Origin of the sequence: Bifidobacterium aerophilum, assembly GCF_010667685.1 — a bacterium.
In the GTDB taxonomy this organism is placed as follows: domain Bacteria; phylum Actinomycetota; class Actinomycetes; order Actinomycetales; family Bifidobacteriaceae; genus Bifidobacterium; species Bifidobacterium aerophilum.
The window spans coordinates 58,824-81,041 of record NZ_WHZW01000004.1; the positions used below are offsets into that span (position 1 = coordinate 58,824).

Here is a 22,218-nt window from a genome sequence, read left to right on the forward strand (position 1 = left end):
CTGGAATTGTTGCGCTGAGCATTGGCCGGCGCAACAATTCCAGGAAAACGGGGTTGACTTCCCAAAATAGTTGCACTGGGAAGACCTCAGCGCAACTATTCACGGACGGTGGGAGCGATTTCCGGAAATAGTTGCGCTGAGAAGTCGGTGGCGCAACTGTCGGGGACAATGGGGATGATTGCCGAGAATGGTCACGTCGAGAACGTGGGAGTTACCGCAAGCCGACTGTTCGATGGGGGATTCAGCTGGACTGACGTCGGACGATTCCATTGGATGATATGAATAATGACACGGGATCAGTCGGGTATGGACGAAGAGGGCGGGTATCGGGATGTGGTCCCGATACCCGCCCTCTTGCGATGTGAAATGGTGTTGGAATAGGCGAAATAGGGTTCGATTTCGCCTATTCCAACACCAGGATGGGTAAAAACCCTTTACTTGATGGCGCTCAGCCACTGCTCCTTGGTGGCCTTCTCGGCTTCGAGCTTGGCCTTCTTCTTCGGATCGGACTCGGCGGCGATCTTCTCGTTCAGCTCGGCGAGCTGAGCGTTGAGCTGCTCTTCGAAGCTGGACTTACGGGCGTCGGCCTCCGGATCGGTCTTCTTCCACGCGGCGTCCTCGACGGCCTTGATCTGCTTGTCGACCGCGTCCAGACGGCCTTCGATGCGACGCATGTCGTCACGCGGCACGTAGCCGATCTGATCCCACTCCTCCTGGATGGCGGCGAGGGCCTGACGGGCCTTCTTCGCGGCGGCCTCGTCGGACACCGGCACCAGCGCCTCGGCCTTGGCCAGCAGCGCCTCCTTCTTGGCGAGATTCTCCTTCTCGGAGGAGGAGATCTGGTCGCGGTCGGCCTGACGCGCGTTGAAGAACGTGTCGGCGGCCGCGCGGAACTGGGCCCACAGGGCGTCGTCCTCGTTGCGGCCGGCGCGGCCCGCCTGCTTCCAACGGTCCATCAGCTCGTTGAACTTGTGCGAGGTTTCGCCCCAGGCGGTCGAATCCTTGAGCGCGTTCGCCTCGGCGATGATCGCCTCCTTGGCTTCCTTGGCGGCGTTGCGCTCGGTGTCGCGGGCCTGGGCCCACTTGCGGCGGGCCTGGTTGAACGTGGTGCGGGCGGCGGAGAAGCGCTTCCACAGCGCGTCCGCGTCGGCCTTGTCGATGCGGACCGTGGTGCGCTGGTGCTCCTGCCACTGGTCGAACAGGGCGCGGAACTTGTCGGCGGTGGAACGCCAGTTGGTGCTGTCGCCCAGGGACGCGGCCAGTTCCTCGGCCTTGACGACGATCGCGGTGCGCTCCTCGACGGCCTTGGCGACCGCGGCCTTGCGGGCCTCGGTGATCTTCGCCTTCTTGGCCTCGCCCTCGGCCTTCAGTGCCTCGAACTGGGCCTTGAGAGCGGCGACGTCGCCGACGACGGCCGGCTGCGCGGTCTCCTCGGCGAGCGTCTTGATCGTCTCGTCGATCTCGTGAGCCTTGACGTTGTTGGACTTCAGGCGGCCGGCGAACAGGTTGAGCTTGCCCTTGAGATCAAGGAAACGACGGGCGTACAGCGCCAGCGCCTCCTCCTTGGACACGTCGGGGAACTGTCCGACCTCACGCTCGGCCTCGCCGTCCTTGACATAGACGGTGCCGTTGTCGTCCACGCGGCCGAAGGCCTCGGCGGCCTTGACCTGATCCTCGGCATAGCCGGTGGCGGCCGGGGCCGGAGCGGCGACGTGCTGCGGCTTCTTCGCGAATGCCGACGGGGACGGCGCATGCGGCTTGGCCAAGGCGGCCGGCGACGGTGCCGGGGTCGGTGCCGCAGATGTCGCGCTGGCCTGTTCCTGGGGAGCGGGCGCGGCAGCCTGCTCGGTGGTTTCGGTGGTGTTCTCGGTTTCGGTGACGTTCTCGTCGGCCATGGCCAGCTCCTTAAGCTACAAGGTGGTAGAGGGGATGCGGACCGCTCGCGGGGCATGGATGACCCGCGGTGTTTTCCGCAACCTCCCTTATTATAGGGAACCGTGGCTAAAGGCGCATCTATTTCAGGATTTCCAGAGTGGCTCCCCTCTGAACGTGTCGTGGAGCAGCGTGTCATCGACACGCTTCGTGGTGTTTTCGAGCTGAACGGCTTCATCGGGATCGAGACCCGTGCCGTTGAGCAGGGGTCGAGCCTGCTCAAGAAAGGCGAGACCAGCAAGGAGATCTACCTGCTGAGCCGTCTGCAGGAGGTCGGTCAGGAGAACGACACCCCGGTCGAGGACCGTCTCGGCCTGCATTTCGATCTGACCGTGCCGCTGAGCCGGTATGTCGTCGAGCATTCCGGCGATCTCGCGTTCCCGTTCAAGCGTTGGCAGATCCAGAAGGTGTGGCGTGGCGAGCGTCCGCAGGAAGGCCGTTTCCGCGAGTTCGTGCAGGCCGACATCGACGTGATCGGCCAGGGCGACCTGCCCGACCACTACGAGGTCGAGCTGCCGCTGGTCATGGTGTCCGCGCTTGAGCGCCTGCGTGAGTTCGGTCTGCCGAAGGCGACCGTGCACGCGAACAACCGCAAGCTGTCCGAGGGCTTTTACCGTGGTCTGGGGCTGACCGACATCGAGGGCGTGCTGCGCGAGATCGACAAGCTCGACAAGATCGGTGCCGACGAGGTCGCCAAGCTGCTGGTCGAGGGTTGCGGCGCGAGCGAGGACCAGGCGCGCGCCTGCCTTGAACTGGCCGACCTGACCGCGGCGAACGGCGACGAGCTGGCCGTCAAGTTCGACGCGCTGTGCGCCAAGCACGGCATCGCCGCCGATTCCGAGGCGTACGTGCTGGCCCGTCAGGGTCTCGACACGCTCGCGATGATCGTCGACGAATCCGCCCGCATCCGTCCCGGCTCGGTGATCGCCGATCTCAAGATCGCCCGCGGGCTGGATTATTACACCGGTTCCGTGTACGAGACGTTCCTCGACGGCGCCTCGTCGCTCGGTTCGATCTGCTCCGGCGGCCGTTACGACAACCTCGCGTCGCAGGGCAGCCGCAAGTACCCCGGCGTCGGTCTGTCGATCGGTCTGTCGCGACTCGTGTCGTACATGCTGCACACCGCCGGCGCGCATGCCAGCCGCGTCTCGCCGGCCGCCGTGCTCGTCGCCGTGTGGAACGAGGAGGACCGTCCCCAGTCGAACCTCATCGCGAACGACCTGCGTGCGCGCGGCATCGCCGCCGACGTGGCCCCCACCGCGGCCAAGCTCGGCAAGCAGATCAAGTACGCCGACAAGCTCGGCATCCCGTATGTGTGGTTCCCGGCCGACAAGTCCGATGAGAACGCTCACGACGAAGTCAAGAACATCGTGTCGGGCGAGCAGTGCGAAGCCGATTCCCGGTCTTGGGAGCCGGATAGTGTGGTTGCCCGTCAAACCGTGGAAGTAGCGGATCGCTGAGTCCGTTTGTTGCGGCGTCTGCCCGTCCGTGCCGATTCGTGCGGACGGCGGACGCCCATGACACAGGAATAGAGGAAGCATGAGCCAGACGGCTTACAGAACACATCATGCGACCGACGTGACCGAAGCGCTCGTCGGCCAGAAGGTGACGCTCGCGGGTTGGGTCGACCGTCGCCGTGACCACGGCGGCGTGGCCTTCATCGATCTTCGCGACTCGACCGGCCTTGTGCAGGTCGTGATCTACGACGAGGAGATGGCGCGCCCGCTGCGTTCCGAATTCGTCATCCAGGTGACCGGCGAGGTCCGCCTGCGTCCGGACGGCAACGAGAACACGCATCTGGCGACCGGCAAGATCGAGGTCGTGGCCGAGTCCATCGAGATCCTCGCCAAGGCCGACGCCCTGCCGTTCCAGGTCTCCACCGCTCTCGAGAACGAGTCCGAGAACAAGCTGCCGGGCGAGGACGTGCGCCTCAAGTACCGTTACCTCGACCTGCGTCGTCCGTCCATGCAGCACAACCTCAAGCTGCGCTCCGACATGGCCAAGGCCGCCCGTCATGCGCTCGAGGACATGGACTTCACCGAGGTCGAAACCCCGACGTTCATCAAGTCCACGCCGGAAGGCGCCCGCGACTTCCTCGTGCCGGCCCGCCTCGTGCCGGGCTCCTGGTACGCGCTGCCGCAGTCCCCGCAGCTCCTCAAGCAGCTGCTCATGGTCTCCGGCGTCGAGCGTTACTACCAGCTCGCCCGCTGCTACCGCGACGAGGACTTCCGCGCCGACCGCCAGCCCGAGTTCACGCAGCTCGACATGGAGATGAGCTACGTCGACCAGGAAGACGTCATGGCCATGGCCGAGAAGGTCATCGCCGCGATCTGGAAGACCGCCGGCTACGAGATCCAGCTGCCGCTGCCGCGCATCTCGTGGCAGGAGGCGATGGACAAGTACGGCTCCGACAAGCCGGACCTGCGCTTCGGCAACCCGCTCGTCGAGCTGACCGACTACTTCAAGAACACGCCGTTCCGCGTGTTCCAGGCCCCGTACGTGGGCGCCGTCGTGTTCAAGGGCGGTGCCGCGACTCCGCGTCGTCAGTTCGACGCGTGGCAGGAGTGGGCGAAGCAGCGCGGTGCCAAGGGCCTCGCGTACGTGGTCTTCGCCGAGGACGGCGAGCTCAAGGGCCCCGTCGCCAAGAACCTGTCCGACGAGGAGCGCGCCGGCCTGCGTGAGGCCGTGAACGCCGAGCCGGGCGACGCCGTGTTCTTCGCCGCCGGTTCGCGCGAGTCTTCGCAGCTGCTGCTCGGCGCCGTGCGCGTCGAACTGGCCCGCCGTGAAGGCCTGCTCGACCCGAAGAAGTTCGCGTTCACCTGGGTCGTCGACTTCCCGCTGTTCAAGCGCACCGACGATCCGGACGACGACGACGTGGCGGTCGGCCACTCCAAGTGGACCTCCATGCACCACCCGTTCACCATGCCGTCCAAGGACTGGATCGACAAGTTCGACCAGGATCCGGAACACGCCATGTCCGACTCCTACGACATCGTCTGCAACGGCGAGGAGATGGGCGGCGGTTCCGTGCGTATCCACCGCGACGACATCCAGGACCGCGTGCTCAACGTGCTCGGCATCGGCAAGGAGGAGGCCGAGGAGAAGTTCGGCTTCCTGCTCGAAGCGTTCAAGTACGGCGCCCCGCCGCACGCGGGCATCGCGCTCGGCTGGGACCGCACCGTGTCGATCCTCGCCGGCACCGACACCATCCGTGACGTGATCGCCTTCCCGAAGGCTGGCGGCGGCCGTGACCCGCTGACCGGCGCCCCGGCCCCGATCACCGACGCGCAGCGCGCCGAGACCGGCGTCGACTATGACCCGGATTCCGAGGACTGAGCGCCGAACCGCATAGGTTCATGAGAATGGGCCTCGCACGATATACCGTGCGAGGCCCATTCGCGTTATTGGCGGACTGCATGACGTGGGAGACGGCCGCCCGTCGGATTACTCGTGCCTGTCGTCCCACTCCTCGTCGGTGGGGGTCTCGTCGTACAGCTCGTGCCCTTCCTTCTCGGCGAGCTCCATCTGTTCGTTGATCCACGCGGCCTCCGCCGGATTGATGTCGGCCGTGTCCAGCACCTTCTGCCACACCGGGTAGAACAGGTGCATCGCCGGATACAGCGCCGTGATGAAGATCTCCGGCTTGTGCTTGCGCCAATGCTGCGGATGCGCGTCGAACGTGTTGCGGAAGCGGCGCATGTAGTTCAGGAACGATCCCAGCGACGTGTCCATGCGACGCGCGCTCATGCCCGCGATCATGCGCGGCGAATACACGGTTTTCAGTCCCTTGCCGATCAGATGCAGCGAAATGTCGATGTCCTCGTGCATCACGTCGGACTTGTCGCGGCACACCTCGCCCGCGATCTGATGCCATGCGCTCGCCCGCAGGGCCATGTTCGAACCGAACAGCAGCGGCTGGCCGCCATCGGCGCGGTAGATGCGCTTGCGGATCGAATTGTCGCTTTTCAGCCCGAAATGACGCGACGGCATGTCGTAATACATCACCGGGCCGGTCGCGCCCATCGCTTCCGGATCCTCGGTGAAGATGCCCGTCACGACCTCCACCCAATCCGGCTTGATCATGCAATCCGCGTCGAAACGGCCCAGAACGTCGCCCGTGGCGGCGTTCAGACCGAAATCGCGCGTCGGGATCAGTCCCTGTTCGTCGTCCTGGTGCAGCAGCCTGACCGGCGCCTCGGGATGCTCGGCCATGAACCGTTCCACGATCGCGCACGTATCATCCGTTGACCGATTGTCCACCACGATCACCTCATGAGGCATCACGGTCTGACGAACCGTGTTGAGCAGGCAGTCGGCTATGCGTTCGGCTTCGTTCCAAGCGGGAATGACGATCGACACTTTCAGCATATCTCCAGCATACAAGCGCGGCTCGGACAGCACATCGTCCGCGCGGATCATATTCGTCGCTCTCCTGCCGGCCGAAATGACCTCCCGCCATTAGAATGGGGAGCCATGACTGGACAGGATGACCAAAGAATCGATTTCGCGGCGGTGTTCCCGGCCAAAGGCGACTCCCGCCGCCCGCCGGACTGGTGGGGACGCGGTCTGCTGTACGCGGTGATCGCCGTGTTCCTCGCCTATTTCGTGTGGAACTCATGGGGCAAGATCGACTACATCGTCCTCGATCTGGTGATCTCGATCTTCATCGCGCTCGCGATCGAACCGATGGTGCTCATCATGATCCGCCACGGCTGGAAGCGCGGCGTCGCCTCGGCGGTCAGCCTGATCGGGCTGGCGGTGGTCATCGTCGCGCTGTTCACGCTGTTCGGGTCGATGTTCGTCCAGCAGGTGATCTCCATGGTCAAGGGGATCCCCGCGCTCTACGACCAGATCGTCGCGCTCGTCAACCAGTATTCGACGTTCAAGATGCCTGAAATCGACGCGCTCGGCGGTGAGATCTTCAAGAACCTGCAGACTTCGTGGGTGGCGAACTTCGCCGGGCAGGCCGTCAGCACCACCATGGGCCTGTTCGGTGCGCTGCTCGACCTGCTGACCATCGTGATGGTCACCTACTATATTTCCGCGGCCGGGCCGAAGATGCGCCGCAGCATGTGCCAGTGGCTCGGCGACAGCCAGCAGCGCCGTTTCCTGCTCGCCTGGACCATCGTGCAGGACCAGATCTCCGGCTTCCTGTTCTCCCGGTCCATCCTCGCGCTCATCAACGCGACCTGCACCGCCATCTTCCTTGAGGTCATCCACGTGCCCTACTGGCTGCCGCTCGCCCTGTTCTGCGGCATCGTCTCGCAGTTCATCCCCACCGTCGGCACCTACATCGGTGGCGCGCTGCCGGTCGTGTTCGCATGGGGGTCGAACGGCATCGCCTATGCGCTGGCCGTGCTCGTGTTCATCACCGTGTACCAGCAGTTCGAGAACCTGATCCTTTCCCCGAAGATCTCCCAGCGCACGATGGACCTGAACCCGGCGATAGCGTTCCTCGCGGTGCTCGTGTTCGGTTCGGTGTTCGGCGCGCTCGGCGCGTTCCTCGCGTTGCCGATCACCGCCAGCCTGCAGGCGATCTTCAAGGTGTACACGAAGCGTTACGAGCTGGTCGATTCGCCGCTGCTGTACGATCCGGACACGGTGCGCAAGTCCAAGGTCGTGGAAGGCGCCGAGGCGTTCGGCGCGCATGTCGTCAAGCCGGTCGCCGACCACATGCCGCGCGCGGCCAAGGGGTCGAGCGCCCGCGTGCCGATCGACGAGGAACTGCGTCACCTGACCGAACAGGTCTATCAGATGCCGACTTCGGAACAACTGGACGACTCGGAGACGATGGCTATCCCGAAGGGCGTGCTCGGCAAGTGGAACGAAACGCGGCACGGCGGACTGGCCGGACTGGCCGGTGCCGATGACGCGAACGGTCCCGACGATGACGCGGTTCACGCGGACGACGAGAACGGTTCCGACGATTCCGACGGCTCCGACGTCTCCGATGCGGCCGAATCCGCGGATGACCCGGCATCGAAGACCACGTCCGTTGACGACAACCCAAGGAGCAAGTGGCGCTGATGGCACTGTTATCCATCCTCGACATCCTCATGACCATCGTCGGCACGGTCGGCATCGCCTATCAGGCGCTGTGCGTGGTGATCTCCCTGTTCGCCAAGCCCATCACCTTCCCCGACGCGCCGATGGACCGCCGCTATGCCGTGCTCATCTCCGCGCGCAACGAGGAGAACGTGATCGGCAATCTCATCGAATGCATCCGCACGCAGACCTATCCGAGCGAGCTGATCGACATCTGGCTCGTCGCCGACAACTGCGACGACCATACGGCCGATGTGGCGCGCGCCAAGGGGTGCCATGTGATCGAACGGTTCAACAAGGAGCTCATCGGCAAGGGCTATGCGCTGACCTACCTGCTTGACCGGATGAACGAATCCGGCGTGTCTGACCAGTACGACGCGTTCTTCGTGTTCGACGCCGACAACAGGCTCGACCGGCATTACTTCGAGGAGATGAACAAGGCGTTCCAGGCCGGGTTCAAGATCCTGACCAGCTACCGCAACTCGGTGAACCTGTCCGACAACTGGGTCTCGTCGGGCTCGGCGCTGTGGTTCATCCGCGAATCGCGCTTCCTGAGCGCCTCGCGCATGTGGCTCGGCAACAGCTGCCATGTGGGCGGCACCGGATTCATGTTCTCGCGCGAGGTGATGAAACGCAACAACGGCTGGAAGTTCCACCTGCTGACCGAGGACCTCGAATTCACGATGGATTCCGTGCTGCACGGCGACCGCATCGGCTACTGCGGCACGGCGATGCTGTACGACGAGCAGCCGGTCAGCTTCCAGCAGAGCTGGCGTCAGCGGCTGCGCTGGAGCAAGGGGTTCCTGCAGGTGTTCCGTTATTACGGTCCGGCGCTCATCAAACGCGCGGTGCGCGAACGCGATTTCTCGGCGGTGGACTTCACGCTGCTGCTGTGCCCGTTCATGGTGCTGGCGATCATCCGCATGGCGATGGGATGGCTGTTCGCCGTCTGCGGGTTCGTGTCGTGGCAGAGCCAGATCGCCTCGCTCGGTGGCTGGACGTCAAGCATCGTGACGGCCATCGTGACGATGATGGCGCTCGCCGCGCTGACGATCATCGTCGAACGAGATCACATCGGTGCGACCAACAAGGAGCTGTTCGCCTACGTGCTCAGCTTCCCGATCTACATGCTCAGCTACGTGCCGATCTCCTTTCAGGCCATCTTCGCCAAAGCCCAGTGGAAACCCATCGAGCATAAGGGCTGATGCGTCAACGCGAAGCCCGGTGGGCTTCGCGTAGCATCAGCCTGAGCGAGGCGATAGCCGAGCGAAGGCAATGTTGAGTCTCGCCGTAGGCGAGTCCTTAATTGCAGTGCCGCAGGCGACGCGTTCAACACCCAATCCACGTGCGTCCCTCCGCGCGTGTCCCCGTCATGTCGTCTACAGTGAAGACATGAGTATGGGCAACATGCAGGGGAATGTCGGTTTTTCGCCGACTCCTCAGTCGCAACCGCAACCGATGCCGGCGGCCTCGCCGATGATGCCGCCGCGGCCGGTCCCGCCGAATCCCGCGGCGGCCGTTTCGATCCGCGGCCTGTTCAAGCGTTTCGGCGACAAGGTCGCCGTCAACGGACTGTCGATGGACATTCCCGTCGGCTCGTTCTATGGTTTGGTCGGACCGAACGGGGCAGGCAAGACCACGACGCTGACCATGGCCACCGGTCTGCTCACGCCGGATGCCGGCGTCGCGATGATCCTCGGCCATGACGTGTGGCGCGATGTGAACGAGGTCAAGCGCATGATCGGCGTGATGCCGCAACCCGATCAGATCTTCGACCGGCTCACCGGCCTGCAGCTGCTCATCTATTCGGGCATGCTGCGCGGCATGGGACGCGCCGAGTCGCTCACGCGCGCGCACGACCTGCTCGCCGCGTTCGATCTGGCGCAGGCCGCGAACACGATGGTCGCCGACTATTCGGCCGGCATGACGAAGAAGATCTGCCTCGCCTCGGCGATGATCCATAGCCCGCGCATCCTCGTGCTCGACGAGCCGTTCGAATCGGTCGACCCGGTCTCCAGCGCGAACCTCAAGGACATTCTCATCGAATACGCGAAAACCGGCGGCACGGTCATCATCTCCTCGCATGTCATGGCATTGGTCGAGAAGATGTGCACGCATGTGGCCGTGATCAACCATGGACAGGTGTGCGCGGCCGGCACCGTGGACGAGGTCGCGGCCGGCGAGGACTTGGAGGACCGGTTCCTGCAGCTGGTCGGCGGCCGTCATGAGGCGGCCCATCTCGCCTGGCTTGACGGCGGTTCGACGGGATCTGCCGCACCCGTGCCGCCCGCAGCCGCCGCGTATCCCGCAACGCCCGACGCCGGGGGCGCGCGATGAGCACCGCGGCGACGCTGATCCGTCTGCGTTGGGCGCTGACCCGTGCCACGTTGCGCAAGTCGCCGTGGCAGGTCGTCGCCTTCGTGATCGGCGTGGTGATCGCCGTGTGCGTCGTCGTCGGCACCGCGCTGGGAGCGTGGGGCGTCGGTTCCATGTCGCCGATGGGCGCGACGGGTCCGGTGCTGCTGGAGAACGGCGATTATCGGTTCCTGCGCCTGTTCTCCGTCTTTCTCGGTTCGATCATCACGTTCATGACCGGTTTCGTCCAGCTCATGATGCTCGGCGAAGGCTCCACGATGAGCCCGAAACGCTTCGCGTTGTACGGCATTCCCGACCGCGAGCTGCAGTTCGGCCTGTTGGCCGCGGGCCTGACCGGCATTCCGGCGATCACCGGCGTGCTGTCGTTCATGGCCTGGTCGCTTGCCTATCGCGGCATGGGCATCGGCGCGGTCGTGGCCGAACTGGTCGCCGCGGTATTCGCGGTCGTCACGATAACGAGCATCGCCAAGCTGCTGATCTCCCTGGCGACCACGCTGGTGACGTCGAAGCGCGGCAAAAGCCTGTTCTACATCGTCATCCTCCTGCTGTTCGTCACCATCTGCCAGATTCCGAACATACTCGTCAATTCGGGCGTCATGGACGATCTGGCTCCGCAGGCCCGCGGCCAGGTCGCCTATGCGATGGCCTCGCTGCTTGCATGGACGCCGTTCGGCGCGGCCTTCCAACTCCCGTTCGACGTGGCGACGGGCGCATGGGGCGCTTGCCTCGCGCGTCTTGCTCTTCTGGCCGCGACCTGGGTGGTCTGCTTCGCCATATGCACATGGTGCCTGCGTCACGAGCGGCTGAAAGGGGACGTCGCCGGCGCGACGGTCACGGCCAAGGGCATCGGCGCATTCGGGTGGATGCCCGACAGTCGGTCCGGCGCGGTGTCTGCACGTCTGTTCGCCTATCTCAAGCGCGATCCTCGCCAGGCGCCGCTGTTCGCCATGCCGCTGTTCTTCCTCGTGATCTTTACCGTGCAGTCGCACGGCATCCACGAGATCGTATGGGGCGCGCTGGTGATGTCCGGCTGGATGATGCTCGTCGCCGAAAGCAACGGTCTGTCCTATGACGGTCGGGGATTCGCCATGCAGGTGATCGCCGGCGTGCCGGGCGTCACCGATCGCATCGGCCGCGTGCGCGTCTACGTGGGCATCATCGTCGCGTACATGACGGTCCTGTTCGTCGCGGCCGCGATCATCACCGGTGACTGGTCCAGTCCGTCCGGCCTGCTTGCGGGCCTGATGTTCGCCTCGGTGGGCGTCGCCGTCGCGTTCAGCGGTCTGGGTATCGCCGAGGTCACGTCGTGCGCGCTCATGTATCCGGTCGCGTCGATGGACAAGCCGTTCTCCTCGCCGCAGGGACGCATGGTCGCACAGGGGTTCTTCCCGTTCGTCTACATGTTCGGCAGCCTGCTCGCCATGCTGCCGTCGTTCATCGCATGGATAGCGCTGATGGCGACCGGCGCGTTCTACGGCCTGTACTGGCTGATGATCCCGGTCTCGCTGGCCAACGGCATCGGCGTGCTCGCACTTGGTACATGGCTCGGCGGTAAGCTGTTGGATGCGCGGATGCTGTCGGTCATGCACACGCTCGACTCGTTCGCGTCATTGCAACGATAGCCGTACAACATAAGGAGCGCGACGTGCCGGCCGGAACCACGATGACAGCAGACGACCGGCAGCGGGCGGCGGACCGTGCGCGCATGCGCCGTCGTCGCGCGGTACGCGTCGCGATCGCGGCGCTGGCCACGGTGGCGCTCGGCTGCGGATATCTCATCGCCGACATCACGGACGCATTGCCCGGGCCGCTGACCCTGCGTCCGGTCGAACGCCGGACCATCCCCGCCGCGCTCACGTCACGCAAAGCCGGCACGATCGCGGGCGACGCGGCAACGGACAAGCCCATCGACACCTCCGCCGCGCAATCCCTGATCAGGACGTTCGCCGCCACGAAAGGCGTCGGCGACCATTATTCCGTCGCCATCGCGACCGCCGACGGCACTGTCGTCGCCTCCGCTTCGGCCGACACGCCCCGTGAACCGGCCTCCACGATGAAAACGCTCACCGCGCTCGCCGCGTCCGCCACCCTCGACATGGGATCGACGCTCGACACCGACGTCTACCTGACCGACATCGACGCCACCGACGGTACGGGCACGCTGATCCTGCGCGGCAACGGCGACATGCTCCTGTCCGCAGGCGACAGCGACCCCGACCACGTCAACGGCCGCGCCGGACTCGGCACGCTCGCCGCGCGCACCGCCAAGGCCCTGCGCCAACGCGGCATCGACACGGTGACGCTGATGGCCGACGACTCCCTGTTCGGCGCCGACCGGTATCCCGACGACATCGCCGCCAACAATCCCGGCAACCTGTACTACACGGGCGTCAGTTCCATGGCCGTCGACGGCGGCCGTCAGTGGGACGGCGCCGGCCCCGCGAATCCGGACGTGTTCAGCGCCTATCCCGAACTCAGCCAGACCACGGCGGCCGACGCCGCGGCGACGTTCGCCAAACGTCTCGCCGAACAGGGCGTCACCGTTTCCAACCAGACCATCGACGTGTCCGAACGGGAACGGGCGACGGCCACGGACGGCCTCACGCCGATCGCCTCCGTCGAATCGGCCACCCTGGCCGAAATCCTCGCCTTTGCGATGCGGCACTCGGACAACACGCTCGCCGAGGAATTCGGCCGGCTCACCGCACTCGCCGCCGGTGAGGCCAATTCGCCGCAAGGCGCGACCACGGCCGTACGCAACGCTCTGACCAAGCTCGGCATCGACACGACCGGACTGACGATGGCGGACTGTTCCGGCCTGTCGCCCGGTTCGAAGGTGAGCGTGAAAACCCTCGTCGCCGTGCAGACGCGCAACCTGACCGCAGGCGGTGAGGCGGCCGCCGCCGAAGGACTGTCGATCCCCGGACTCATCGGCACCGCCGCGAACCGTGCGGTCAGCGAGGACACGGCCGGATTGCTGCGCGTGAAAACCGGCAGCCTCGACGAGGTCACGTCGATGGCCGGCAACGTGTCGCGGCTGGACGGCGGCACGCTCGCGTTCGCGGTGATCGTCAACAAGCCCGACGACTGGTCCGCGGCGCGCGGCGCGATCGACGTGTTCGTCGACGGATTGGCGCGGCTGTAACGGTCGGCGGCTGGGCAAGGCGGAACACATGGTATACACGAAACGGTTGAAGGCCGGCATCGGCGCGGTGCGTGCGGCTCTGCTCGGCATCGGCATCGAACGGCAAGGGCGCCGGTATGCGGAACATGGCGAGCATGAGACGGCCGATGATGCGCCGCTCGTGCTCGTCGCCTGCTCCGGCGGCCGTGACTCGATGGCCTTGGCGGCATTGTCCGAGCGCGTATGCGCCATGCTCGGCGTGCGGTGCGGTGCGGTGATCGTCGACCACGGCATGCAGAACGGGTCGGACGAGATCGCCGCGCAGGCGGCCGGCAGATGCGAACGGCTGGGACTGAAACCGGTGACCGTGCGCCGCGTCCAGGTGCGTGCGGACGGCCGAGGAGCGGAGGCCGCGGCGCGCGACGCCCGGTATGCGGCCATATGCGACGTGGCGCGTGGGACCGGTGCCGCCGCGGTATTGCTCGCGCATACCAAGAACGACCAGGCCGAGACGGTGCTCATCGGGTTGCTGCGCTCCGGCGGCGTGGACGCGCTCGCCGGCATGCCGGACACGTTCGTGCGTGACGGCGTGACGTTCGCACGTCCCCTGCTGGGCATGACCCGCGAGGACACGACGGGGGTGTGCGAGGATCTTGGACTGCAATGGTGGGACGATCCGACCAACGGGGATGCCTCCTCCCGAGGAGTCCGAGACCATTCCCTTCCCCTCAGATCGCGGATTCGCCATGGGCTGATTCCGTTCATGGAGGAATTCGCCGGCTCCGACATCGTCGATCATCTTGCGGGCGGCGCGCGCCTCACCCGCCGCGACAAGGACTATCTCGACATGCAGGCCGATCAGGTCGCCGCCCGGGCCGTGCTCGAGCCGGAACCGGGCGACGCCGTCAGGCTGTCGGCCATCGCCCTGCAGGCCGAACATCCGGCCATCCGCACGCGCGTCGTCGCGCACGCGCTCGCCGCGGCGAACATCACGGCCACGGCCTCCCAGATCGAATCCATCGACCGTCTGATCGCCGATTGGCACGGTCAGTCGGCTGTGAATCTTCCCAGAGGTTATTCAGCCTTCCGTCAGAAACACGTCATTCGTGTGTGCCAAGATGGTGGGCATGCGAATCGCCGACGTCCAAGATGAAATCGACCACGAACTGGTCAGCAAAGAACAGATCCACAGCAAGATCCGCGAAGCCGCCGCGCAGGCGAGCGAGGATTATCGGGGCAAGAACCCGCTGTTGATCGCCGTGCTCAAAGGTGCGGTCAACACGCTCGCCGCGTTCTCGGAAGCGCTGAGCATCCCCGCGCAGATCGACTTCATGAGCCTGTCGAGCTACGGGTCGGGAACCACGTCGAGCGGCACCGTGACGGTCCGTCAGGATCTGTCCACCGATGTTCGCGGCCGGCACATCCTGATCGTGGAGGATATCATCGATTCCGGGCGCACGCTCGCCTGGCTGGTCGAGGAGCTCAAGCGCCGTGGCGCCGCGTCCGTCGAGATCTTCGCGCTGCTGGAGAAGCCGGCACGTCGCGAGGTCGATGTCGACGTGAAATACCGCGGCTATGAGATTCCCGACGAATTCGTCGTCGGCTTCGGACTCGACTACGACGAGCGTTTCCGCAACCTCGATTCGATCGCGGTGCTCAAGCCCGAAGTGTATCAAGGAGTGAACGCATGAGCTATCCCCAGGGTCCCCAGCAGCAGGGGCCGGGCAATAACCCCTTCGGCAACCCGTTCAACCGCAACAACGCGAACGACGGCAACGGAGGAAACGGCAACAAGAACCAGCGTCCGTTCTGGCAGTCGCCTTGGCTGTGGGGCGTGCTGCTCGTCGTCATTGCCGTCGTCTCGTTCCAGATCTTCGCCGGCGCGGGCTCGCAGACCATCGACACGAAGGACGGCATCTCGCTGCTGCAGTCCGGCGAGATCAAGTACGCCGAAATCGTCGACAACACGCAGCAGGTCAAGCTCGAACTGAACAACGACTTCACCAAGCAGGACCCCGACACCGGCAAGACGCGCAACTACGGCAAGAACGTCCAGTTCTATTACGCCTACGCGCAGAGCGCCCAGGTCGTGCAGCTCATCAACAAGGCCAACCCGTCGAAGGGCTGGACCACGAGCATGCAGCAGAGCGGCGTCATCAGCTACCTGCTGAACATGCTGTTCCCGATCATCCTGATCGTGGCCTGCTGGTGGCTGCTCATGCGCAACATGGGCGGTGCCGGCGGCATGCTTGGCATGGGCGGCAAGAAGAACAACGGCAAGCTGCTCGACGGCCAGACCCCGACCACCAAGTTCGCCGACGTGGCCGGCGAGGACGCGGCCGTGCAGGAGGTCGAGGAGATCAAGGACTTCCTCAAGGACCCGTCCAAGTACAAGGCGCTCGGTGCGCGCATCCCGCGCGGCGTGCTGCTGTACGGTCCTCCGGGCACCGGCAAGACGCTGCTCGCGCGCGCCATCGCCGGCGAGGCGGGCGTGCCGTTCTACTCGATGGCCGGCTCCGACTTCGTCGAGATGTTCGTCGGCCTCGGCGCCTCCCGCGTGCGTGATCTGTTCGACGAGGCGAAGAAGAACGCCCCGGCGATCATCTTCATCGACGAGATCGACGCCGTCGGCCGCAAGCGCGGCTCCGGCATGTCCGGCGGCCACGACGAGCGCGAACAGACCTTGAACCAGCTGCTCGTCGAGATGGACGGCTTCGACAACGACACCAACCTCATCATCATCGCCGCGACCAACCGTCCCGACGTGCTCGACCCCGCGCTGCTGCGCCCGGGCCGTTTCGACCGCCAGGTGGCCGTCGAGGCCCCGGACCTCGAAGGCCGCGAGGCGATCCTCAAGGTGCACGCCAAGGGCAAGCCGTTCGTGCCGGACGTCGACCTGCACATGGTCGCCGTGCGCACGCCGGGCTTCACCGGCGCGGACCTCGCCAACGTGCTCAACGAGGCGGCGCTGCTGTGCGCCCGTGCCGGAGCACAGCTGATCGACAACCGAGCCATCGACGAGGCCATCGACCGCGTGCAGGCCGGTCCGAAGCGCAAGACCAAGGGCATGGCGCTCGACGAGCTGCGCAACACCGCGTACCACGAGGGCGGTCACGCGCTCGTCGCCGCGGCGCTGCACAACACCGACCCGGTCACCAAGGTCACGATCCTGCCGCGAGGCCGCGCGCTCGGCTATACGGCCGTCATGCCGACCTCCGACCGCTACTCGCAGACCCGCAACCAGCTGCTTGACCAGATGGCGTACGCGATGGGCGGGCGCACCGCCGAGGAGATCGTGTTCCACGACCCGACCACCGGCGCGTCCAACGACATCGAGAAGGCCACGGCCATCGCCCGCACGATGGTGCTCGAATACGGCTTCTCGAAGAAGCTCGGCGCGATCAAGTGGGGCAGCGAGGACACCAACGGCGCCGACTATGACGCGCTCGCCCCGCACAAGTACTCCGACCAGACCGCCGAAGTCATCGACGAGGAGGTGCTCCAGCTCGTCGAGACCGCGCACAACGAGGCGTGGACGATCATCAACGAGAACCGCGACGTGCTCGACGAGCTGGTCCGTCAGCTGCTTGTCAAGGAGACGCTGAACGAGAAGGAACTGGCCGAGATCTTCTCGAAGATCAGGAAGGCGCCGGAGCGTCCGGTCTGGCTGTCGAACGACCGCCGCCCGGATTCCGACAAGCCCCCGGTGGAGATCCCCGAGTCGCTCAAGCGTTCGGTCGGCATGCAGCCGGGCGAGTGACGGCGGCCGTGGATGACCGTTGACGACTGATGTTGCGGCGTGCTGCACGAACGGCACGCCGCAACTTGTTGTATAAGAGGAGAGCATGATGACGAACAACTATGACGAGGAAGGCGTGAAGCAGGCGGTGCGCCTGTTCCTCACAGCGATCGGCGAGGATCCGGACCGCGAGGGGCTGCTCGAAACCCCGGACCGCATCGCGCGCGCCGGACGCGAGATCTTCGCGGGTCTCGGCAGGGGCCCGCAGGAGGTGCTCGCCAAGCGGTTCCCGGTCGAAACCGATGAGATGGTGCTCGTACGCGACATCGAACTGTTCTCGGTGTGCGAACATCACCTGCTGCCGTTCCACGGCGTGGCGCATGTGGGATACATCCCGTCGAACGGTCAGGTCGTGGGCCTGAGCAAGCTGGCGCGGCTCGTGGAACTGTATGCGCGCCGCCCGCAGGTGCAGGAGCGCATCACCCAGCAGGTGGCCGACGCGCTTATGGAATACGCGGACGCCAAGGGCGTGATCGTCGTGACCGAATGCGAGCACATGTGCATGGCGATGCGCGGCGTGAACAAGCCCGCCTCGCGCACCGTGACCTCGGCCGTGCGCGGCGTGATGCGCAACCCCGCCACGCGAGCCGAGGCGATGAGCCTGATCATGGCGAAGGGCTGAGATTGCCGTGGTATGGCTTCCGTGACAGGGGAGCGGGAAAACCTATCGGGAAGGGGATACGAAATGACTGATCTGCAAAGCCTGCATGACGCCGACCGCACGCTCGTGATGGGCGTGCTCAACATCACCGAGGACTCGTTCTCGGACGGAGGACTGTGGCTCGACCCGGCCAAGGCGCGCGAGCATGGTCTCGCGATGCTGGATGACGGCGCCGACATCATCGACATCGGCGCGGAATCCACGCGTCCCGGTGCCAAGCGCGTGTCCGAGACCGACGAGCTGAACCGAGTCACCGGCGCGGTCAAGGCGCTGCTCGGCGGCGAACTTGGCCATCACGACGCGATTCTGTCGATCGACACGACCCGTGCGCTCGTCGCCGCGGCCGCGCTTGAGGACGGCGCCCAGATCATCAACGACGTCTCCGGCGGCACGCTCGACAAGGAACTGCCGCACGTCGTCGCCGACCACGACTGCCTGTACATCGTGCAGCATTGGCGCGGCTGGCTCGCCGGCGCGAAGGGATCGACTCCGGACGCCGACACCTCGCACTACGAGCACGGCGTGCTCAGGGACGTGCATGACGAGCTCATGCGTCAGGTCGATGCGGTGCTTGAGGCCGGCGTCAAGCCCGAACGCATCATCATCGATCCGGGACTGGGCTTCTCCAAGCCCGGCATCGAACACAACCTGCCGTTGCTCGCCGGCCTGCAGGCGTTCGAGGATACCGGCTACCCGGTGTTGGTCGGCGCCTCCCGCAAGCGGTTCGTCTCGGCCGTGCTGGCCGAGGCCGGATTCGACGAGCCGACCATGGACGACCGCGACAACGCCACCGCCGCGATCTCGGCCCTGAGCGCCGAACACGGCGCGTGGGCCGTTCGCGTGCATGACGTGCGCCGTTCGCGCGCGGCCGTAGCGATGGGACACGAATGGCGAGCCTCGACACGGTAACGGGACAGACGAACACAGCAGAACACAAGGAGCGATGATGGACACGATCCGTCTGACCGGCGTACGAGCCGACGGCACCCACGGTGTGCTTGACTTCGAACACGAACGGCCTCAGCCGTTCGTCGTCGACATCACGCTGCATGTCGACCTGACCCGTGCCGGGCACAGCGACGACCTGAACGACACCGTCAACTACGGGCTGGTCGCCGAACGCATCGTCGACATCATCCGTGGTCCGCACGTCGACCTCATCGAACGACTCGCCGCGCGCATCGCCGACGCGATACTGACCGAACACCGGTCGGTAGCCGCCGTCGACGTCACCGTGCACAAGCCGAACGCGCCGATCACCGTGCCGTTCGCCGACGTGTCCGTCTCCATCAGCCGCAGTCGGGACGATGCGGACGGCAACGAACCGGATACGTTCGGCGTCCATCATGCGGTCATCGCCATGGGCGGCAACATCGGCGACGTCGCCGCCACCATGCGTGCCGCGGTCGCCGACATCGACGGCCTCGACGGCACGCAGGTCACCGGAGTCTCCCCGCTGTACCGCACCGCCGCATGGGGCATGGCCGACGGCACCCCGGATTTCCTCAACGCCGTGATCGAGGTGGCGACCACGCTGCCGGCGGCCGAATTGCTGGCCGGCCTGCAGTCCATCGAGGCCGCGCATGGCCGTACGCGCGAGGCGCACTGGTCGTCGCGCACGCTCGACCTCGACATCATAGACTACGACGCGACGGTCAGCGACGATCCGAACCTGACCCTGCCGCATCCGCGTGCATGGCAGCGTGCCTTCGTGCTCGCCCCGTGGCACGCGCTCGATCCCGCAGCCACGCTCGTCGGCAGACACGGGGGAGCGGTCGGCGACCTGCTCGCCGCCGCATCCGACCGAGATGACGTGCGTCCGTCAGACGACGACTGGATGACCGGAGCTGGTGCCTGCGGTACGGCGTTCGGTACCGCTCACGCCGCCACCGCCGAGGACACCGACGATACCGACGTGGATACGCAAGACATCTCCGCCCCGGCTTGCGTGTCCGGACGACATGACGACGGTGCGAACAGCCTATCCGGACCACACGGTTCCGGCGAGGAGACGACCGTGGGTGAACGGCCGGTGTTCCGTACCGCGATCGTGTCGATGGACAGCGCCTCCACCGACGCCGAGCGGCTGTTCCGCTCCGCGATCGTCGCCATCGACGGCATCGCCGGAACCCAGATCGACGGCATCTCGCCGCTGTATCACGTCAGCAACTTCGAAGGGCCGGACGGCATGGCCGCCGTCGTCCAGCTCACCACGAACCTCGGCGCACGCGAACTCATCGGCGTGCTCGGCGGCATCGAAACGTCGGCGTCGGCCGGCGAACACGCCGACGGTTCCCGTGCGCTCGACCTCGATCTCGTCGACATGGCCGGAGTGACCGAGGACGAACCGGACTGCCGCGTGCCGTGGCCGACCGCACGCAGGCATGCGGCGGTCCTCGCGCCGTGGCTGGACATGGATCCGAACGCCCGTCTCGGCGGCGATCCCGTGTCGTTCCTGCTTGCCATGGCTCCGGACGCCGACCGTGTGGGACTGCTGTCGGACCATTGGATCATCGGAGGAACGCTATGAGCGCGCGACGCACACCATGGTGGTATTACCCGATCGCGGTCGGCGGGGGACTGCTCGGCGGTGCGCTGCTCGCCAAATACGATGAGATGAGCGGCTTGTCGCTGCTCGGCGTGCCATGGTTCATATCCGCGCTGCTGCTGCTCATCGGCGCCACCGTGCTCGTCATGGCGCTGCGCGTGCACAAATACGCGACCACCGACCCGCGCAAACGCGTCGGCATGAAACCCCTGGACCCGCAGGCCGCCGTGTCGACCTTGGTGCTGGCCAAGGCGCTCGCGCTGGTCGGCGCGGCGTTGACCGGATGGTACGGCGGACAGATCCTCATGTGCCTTGAGCACGCCGAAGCGCAATACTACGCGCAGGCGATCCTCGAATGCGCGATCGCATGCGCGGCATGCGTGATCGACATGGTCATCGGCATCGTGGGGGAGTGGCTATGCCAGCTGCCGCCGATGGACGGACCGGAAAGCGCGACGATGAAAGAGGCGAGCCGCCAGCGCACCATTGCGCCGACGGCCGCGAAAACCCGGAACGTGCGATCCTGACCGGCTTCAGGCCTGCGGCACGCGGATCATGGCCTCCTGCGCGATGACGGCGACCAGTTCGCCGTCCCGCGAATACACCTTCGCATAGCCCAGACCGCGGCCGTGCGCGGCGGTCGGCGTATCCTGCACGTACAGATGCCACTGGTTGATGTCCACGTCGCGATACCACCACATCGAATGGTCGATCGACGCGTACGAGATGCCCGGCGTGGCGATGCTCAGACCGGCACGGCGCAGCACCGGCTCCATCATCAGCTGATCGCAACCCAACGCGAGCATCGCACGATGCATGATCTGCGGCACGTCCGCATGGCCGTCCGCCTTCATCCACACCATCTGCGTGCCGGAATCCTGCTTCGCGCTCTCCTTGTCAGGGCCGAGCATGATCGTCGGCGTGACATGACGGATGTCGAACGGCGACTTCTCCGCGTAGAACTTCGCGAACGGCGAACGTTCGGCGTACGGCGTCATCAGCTCCTTCGCGCTGGTCAACGTCTCGGGATCCGGCACGTCGTCGGGCATCGGATCGGCGAACTCGACGCCCTGCTGTCCGGTCTGCTGGAAACTGGCGATCGCCGTCAGGATCGGACCCTGCGACTGCGTGACGTTCACGCGGCGGGCCGAGAACGAGCGTCCGTCACGCAGCTTCTCCACGTCGAACAGCAGATCCTGACGGATGTCGCCCGCCGAAATGAAATACCCGTGGATCGAATTCGGCAGACGACCCGGGTCGACGGTCTTCGATGCGGCGATCAGCGACTGCGCGATCACCTGACCGCCGTACACGCGGCCGGTCGGGAAATGCAGGCTCTCGCCGTTGATGTACATGTGCCCCCGGTATTCCGACGGCTCCCCAAGCCGTAGGACGTTCACCAGATGATCCAAAGGGGATGCTGTTGCCTGCGTCATTCCTGCCAACTCCCGTCATGACTGTCAGATGATATTCGTGAATGCTGTTGAGCAGTCTATCGGGCGCAGGTAAAGAACGGAACGGCGTTTTGTAACGAGCGTAAGCAACGCGTAAGGGTGATGTGAGCGTGGGGTGAACGAGGACGGGGCGGATATGACAGTGGCGGGCCCGATGATACGGACCCGCCACTGTTTTCTTGACGGCTCGGCGCGTCAATCTGCGATTAAGGACTCGCCTGCGGCGAGACTCATTGTTACCTCGCCACTGTCGTGGCTCGGCTGAGCCTAAAAACAGTC

At 65.4% G+C, this 22,218-nt stretch carries 17 protein-coding genes; 14 read left to right on the plus strand and 3 right to left on the minus strand.

Annotated features, from left to right (window positions below; translation table 11 throughout):
• Positions 1 to 434 precede the first annotated feature (434 nt).
• A complete protein-coding gene (locus GFD25_RS02450) occupies positions 435 to 1,895 on the minus strand; it encodes a DUF349 domain-containing protein (RefSeq protein WP_163229635.1) in 1,461 nt (486 codons plus the stop codon).
• A gap of 102 nt (positions 1,896 to 1,997) precedes the next feature.
• On the opposite strand from GFD25_RS02450, the gene hisS reads away from it, so the two are divergent.
• Both hisS and aspS read left to right on the plus strand, forming a co-directional pair.
• Positions 1,998 to 3,392, plus strand: coding sequence for a histidine--tRNA ligase (hisS, locus tag GFD25_RS02455; protein ID WP_163229637.1), 1,395 nt, complete (start codon positions 1,998 to 2,000; stop codon positions 3,390 to 3,392).
• A gap of 79 nt (positions 3,393 to 3,471) precedes the next feature.
• Positions 3,472 to 5,268, plus strand: coding sequence for an aspartate--tRNA ligase (gene aspS / locus GFD25_RS02460; RefSeq protein ID WP_163229639.1), 1,797 nt, complete (start codon positions 3,472 to 3,474; stop codon positions 5,266 to 5,268).
• Between the two features lie 108 nt (positions 5,269 to 5,376).
• On the opposite strand, the gene GFD25_RS02465 is transcribed toward aspS, so the two are convergent.
• Entirely contained in the window at positions 5,377 to 6,300 is a 924-nt protein-coding gene (locus GFD25_RS02465) for a glycosyltransferase family 2 protein (RefSeq protein WP_163229641.1), read from the minus strand.
• A 105-nt stretch (positions 6,301 to 6,405) separates the two neighbouring features.
• Between GFD25_RS02465 and GFD25_RS02470 the strand changes: the two genes are divergently transcribed.
• The 12 genes from GFD25_RS02470 to GFD25_RS02525 all read left to right on the plus strand — a co-directional run bounded on the left by GFD25_RS02470 (position 6,406) and on the right by GFD25_RS02525 (position 21,012).
• Positions 6,406 to 7,959, plus strand: coding sequence for an AI-2E family transporter (locus GFD25_RS02470; RefSeq protein ID WP_163229643.1), 1,554 nt, complete (start codon positions 6,406 to 6,408; stop codon positions 7,957 to 7,959).
• The gene (locus GFD25_RS02475) at positions 7,959 to 9,182 is read left to right on the plus strand and encodes a glycosyltransferase family 2 protein (protein ID WP_163229645.1); all 1,224 of its coding nucleotides are present in this window, start codon (positions 7,959 to 7,961) and stop codon (positions 9,180 to 9,182) included. Before GFD25_RS02470 ends, GFD25_RS02475 begins: the two co-directional genes overlap by 1 nt.
• Positions 9,183 to 9,369: 187 nt before the next feature.
• A complete protein-coding gene (locus tag GFD25_RS02480) occupies positions 9,370 to 10,314 on the plus strand; it encodes an ABC transporter ATP-binding protein (protein WP_163229647.1) in 945 nt (314 codons plus the stop codon).
• Entirely contained in the window at positions 10,311 to 11,975 is a 1,665-nt protein-coding gene (locus GFD25_RS02485) for an ABC transporter permease (RefSeq protein WP_163229650.1), read from the plus strand. Before GFD25_RS02480 ends, GFD25_RS02485 begins: the two co-directional genes overlap by 4 nt.
• A 41-nt stretch (positions 11,976 to 12,016) precedes the next feature.
• Positions 12,017 to 13,498: a D-alanyl-D-alanine carboxypeptidase/D-alanyl-D-alanine-endopeptidase gene (locus tag GFD25_RS02490; RefSeq protein WP_163229773.1), complete on the plus strand. Its 1,482-nt coding sequence runs from the start codon at positions 12,017 to 12,019 to the stop codon at positions 13,496 to 13,498.
• Positions 13,499 to 13,526: 28 nt separating this feature from the next.
• Positions 13,527 to 14,630: a tRNA lysidine(34) synthetase TilS gene (gene tilS, locus GFD25_RS02495; RefSeq protein WP_163229652.1), complete on the plus strand. Its 1,104-nt coding sequence runs from the start codon at positions 13,527 to 13,529 to the stop codon at positions 14,628 to 14,630.
• Complete coding sequence (gene hpt / locus GFD25_RS02500) at positions 14,596 to 15,168, plus strand: hypoxanthine phosphoribosyltransferase (protein WP_163229654.1); 573 nt, start codon at positions 14,596 to 14,598, stop codon at positions 15,166 to 15,168. Before tilS ends, hpt begins: the two co-directional genes overlap by 35 nt.
• Positions 15,165 to 17,237, plus strand: a complete 2,073-nt coding sequence (gene ftsH / locus GFD25_RS02505; RefSeq protein WP_163229656.1) for an ATP-dependent zinc metalloprotease FtsH — start codon at positions 15,165 to 15,167, stop codon at positions 17,235 to 17,237. The genes hpt and ftsH overlap by 4 nt, the downstream gene beginning before the upstream one ends.
• 88 nt (positions 17,238 to 17,325) lie before the next feature.
• A complete protein-coding gene (gene folE, locus GFD25_RS02510) occupies positions 17,326 to 17,898 on the plus strand; it encodes a GTP cyclohydrolase I FolE (RefSeq protein WP_163229658.1) in 573 nt (190 codons plus the stop codon).
• Between the two features lie 63 nt (positions 17,899 to 17,961).
• A complete protein-coding gene (folP, locus tag GFD25_RS02515; protein WP_163229660.1) occupies positions 17,962 to 18,846 on the plus strand; it encodes a dihydropteroate synthase in 885 nt (294 codons plus the stop codon).
• 37 nt (positions 18,847 to 18,883) lie between these two features.
• Complete coding sequence (folK, locus tag GFD25_RS02520; protein ID WP_163229775.1) at positions 18,884 to 20,467, plus strand: 2-amino-4-hydroxy-6-hydroxymethyldihydropteridine diphosphokinase; 1,584 nt, start codon at positions 18,884 to 18,886, stop codon at positions 20,465 to 20,467.
• Positions 20,464 to 21,012 carry a DUF3180 domain-containing protein gene (locus GFD25_RS02525; RefSeq protein ID WP_163229662.1) on the plus strand — a complete coding sequence of 183 codons (549 nt, stop codon included), beginning with the start codon at positions 20,464 to 20,466 and terminating at the stop codon, positions 21,010 to 21,012. Before folK ends, GFD25_RS02525 begins: the two co-directional genes overlap by 4 nt.
• A 6-nt stretch (positions 21,013 to 21,018) precedes the next feature.
• On the opposite strand, the gene GFD25_RS02530 is transcribed toward GFD25_RS02525, so the two are convergent.
• Positions 21,019 to 21,921 carry an acyl-CoA thioesterase gene (locus GFD25_RS02530; protein WP_163229664.1) on the minus strand — a complete coding sequence of 301 codons (903 nt, stop codon included), beginning with the start codon at positions 21,919 to 21,921 and terminating at the stop codon, positions 21,019 to 21,021.
• Between the last annotated feature and the right edge of the window lie 297 nt (positions 21,922 to 22,218).

Excerpts from the sequence above, each read along its gene's own strand:
- GFD25_RS02450 (WP_163229635.1), bottom strand. The coding sequence starts at position 1,895 with ATGGCCGACGAGAACGTCACCGAAACCGAGAACACCACCGAAACCACC.
- aspS (WP_163229639.1), top strand. The coding sequence starts at position 3,472 with ATGAGCCAGACGGCTTACAGAACACATCATGCGACCGACGTGACCGAA.
- GFD25_RS02465 (WP_163229641.1), bottom strand. The coding sequence starts at position 6,300 with ATGCTGAAAGTGTCGATCGTCATTCCCGCTTGGAACGAAGCCGAACGC.
- GFD25_RS02470 (WP_163229643.1), top strand. The coding sequence starts at position 6,406 with ATGACTGGACAGGATGACCAAAGAATCGATTTCGCGGCGGTGTTCCCG.
- GFD25_RS02475 (WP_163229645.1), top strand. The coding sequence starts at position 7,959 with ATGGCACTGTTATCCATCCTCGACATCCTCATGACCATCGTCGGCACG.
- GFD25_RS02480 (WP_163229647.1), top strand. The coding sequence starts at position 9,370 with ATGAGTATGGGCAACATGCAGGGGAATGTCGGTTTTTCGCCGACTCCT.
- GFD25_RS02485 (WP_163229650.1), top strand. The coding sequence starts at position 10,311 with ATGAGCACCGCGGCGACGCTGATCCGTCTGCGTTGGGCGCTGACCCGT.
- GFD25_RS02490 (WP_163229773.1), top strand. The coding sequence starts at position 12,017 with ATGACAGCAGACGACCGGCAGCGGGCGGCGGACCGTGCGCGCATGCGC.
- tilS (WP_163229652.1), top strand. The coding sequence starts at position 13,527 with ATGGTATACACGAAACGGTTGAAGGCCGGCATCGGCGCGGTGCGTGCG.
- hpt (WP_163229654.1), top strand. The coding sequence starts at position 14,596 with ATGGTGGGCATGCGAATCGCCGACGTCCAAGATGAAATCGACCACGAA.
- ftsH (WP_163229656.1), top strand. The coding sequence starts at position 15,165 with ATGAGCTATCCCCAGGGTCCCCAGCAGCAGGGGCCGGGCAATAACCCC.
- folE (WP_163229658.1), top strand. The coding sequence starts at position 17,326 with ATGACGAACAACTATGACGAGGAAGGCGTGAAGCAGGCGGTGCGCCTG.
- folP (WP_163229660.1), top strand. The coding sequence starts at position 17,962 with ATGACTGATCTGCAAAGCCTGCATGACGCCGACCGCACGCTCGTGATG.
- folK (WP_163229775.1), top strand. The coding sequence starts at position 18,884 with ATGGACACGATCCGTCTGACCGGCGTACGAGCCGACGGCACCCACGGT.
- GFD25_RS02525 (WP_163229662.1), top strand. The coding sequence starts at position 20,464 with ATGAGCGCGCGACGCACACCATGGTGGTATTACCCGATCGCGGTCGGC.
- GFD25_RS02530 (WP_163229664.1), bottom strand. The coding sequence starts at position 21,921 with ATGACGCAGGCAACAGCATCCCCTTTGGATCATCTGGTGAACGTCCTA.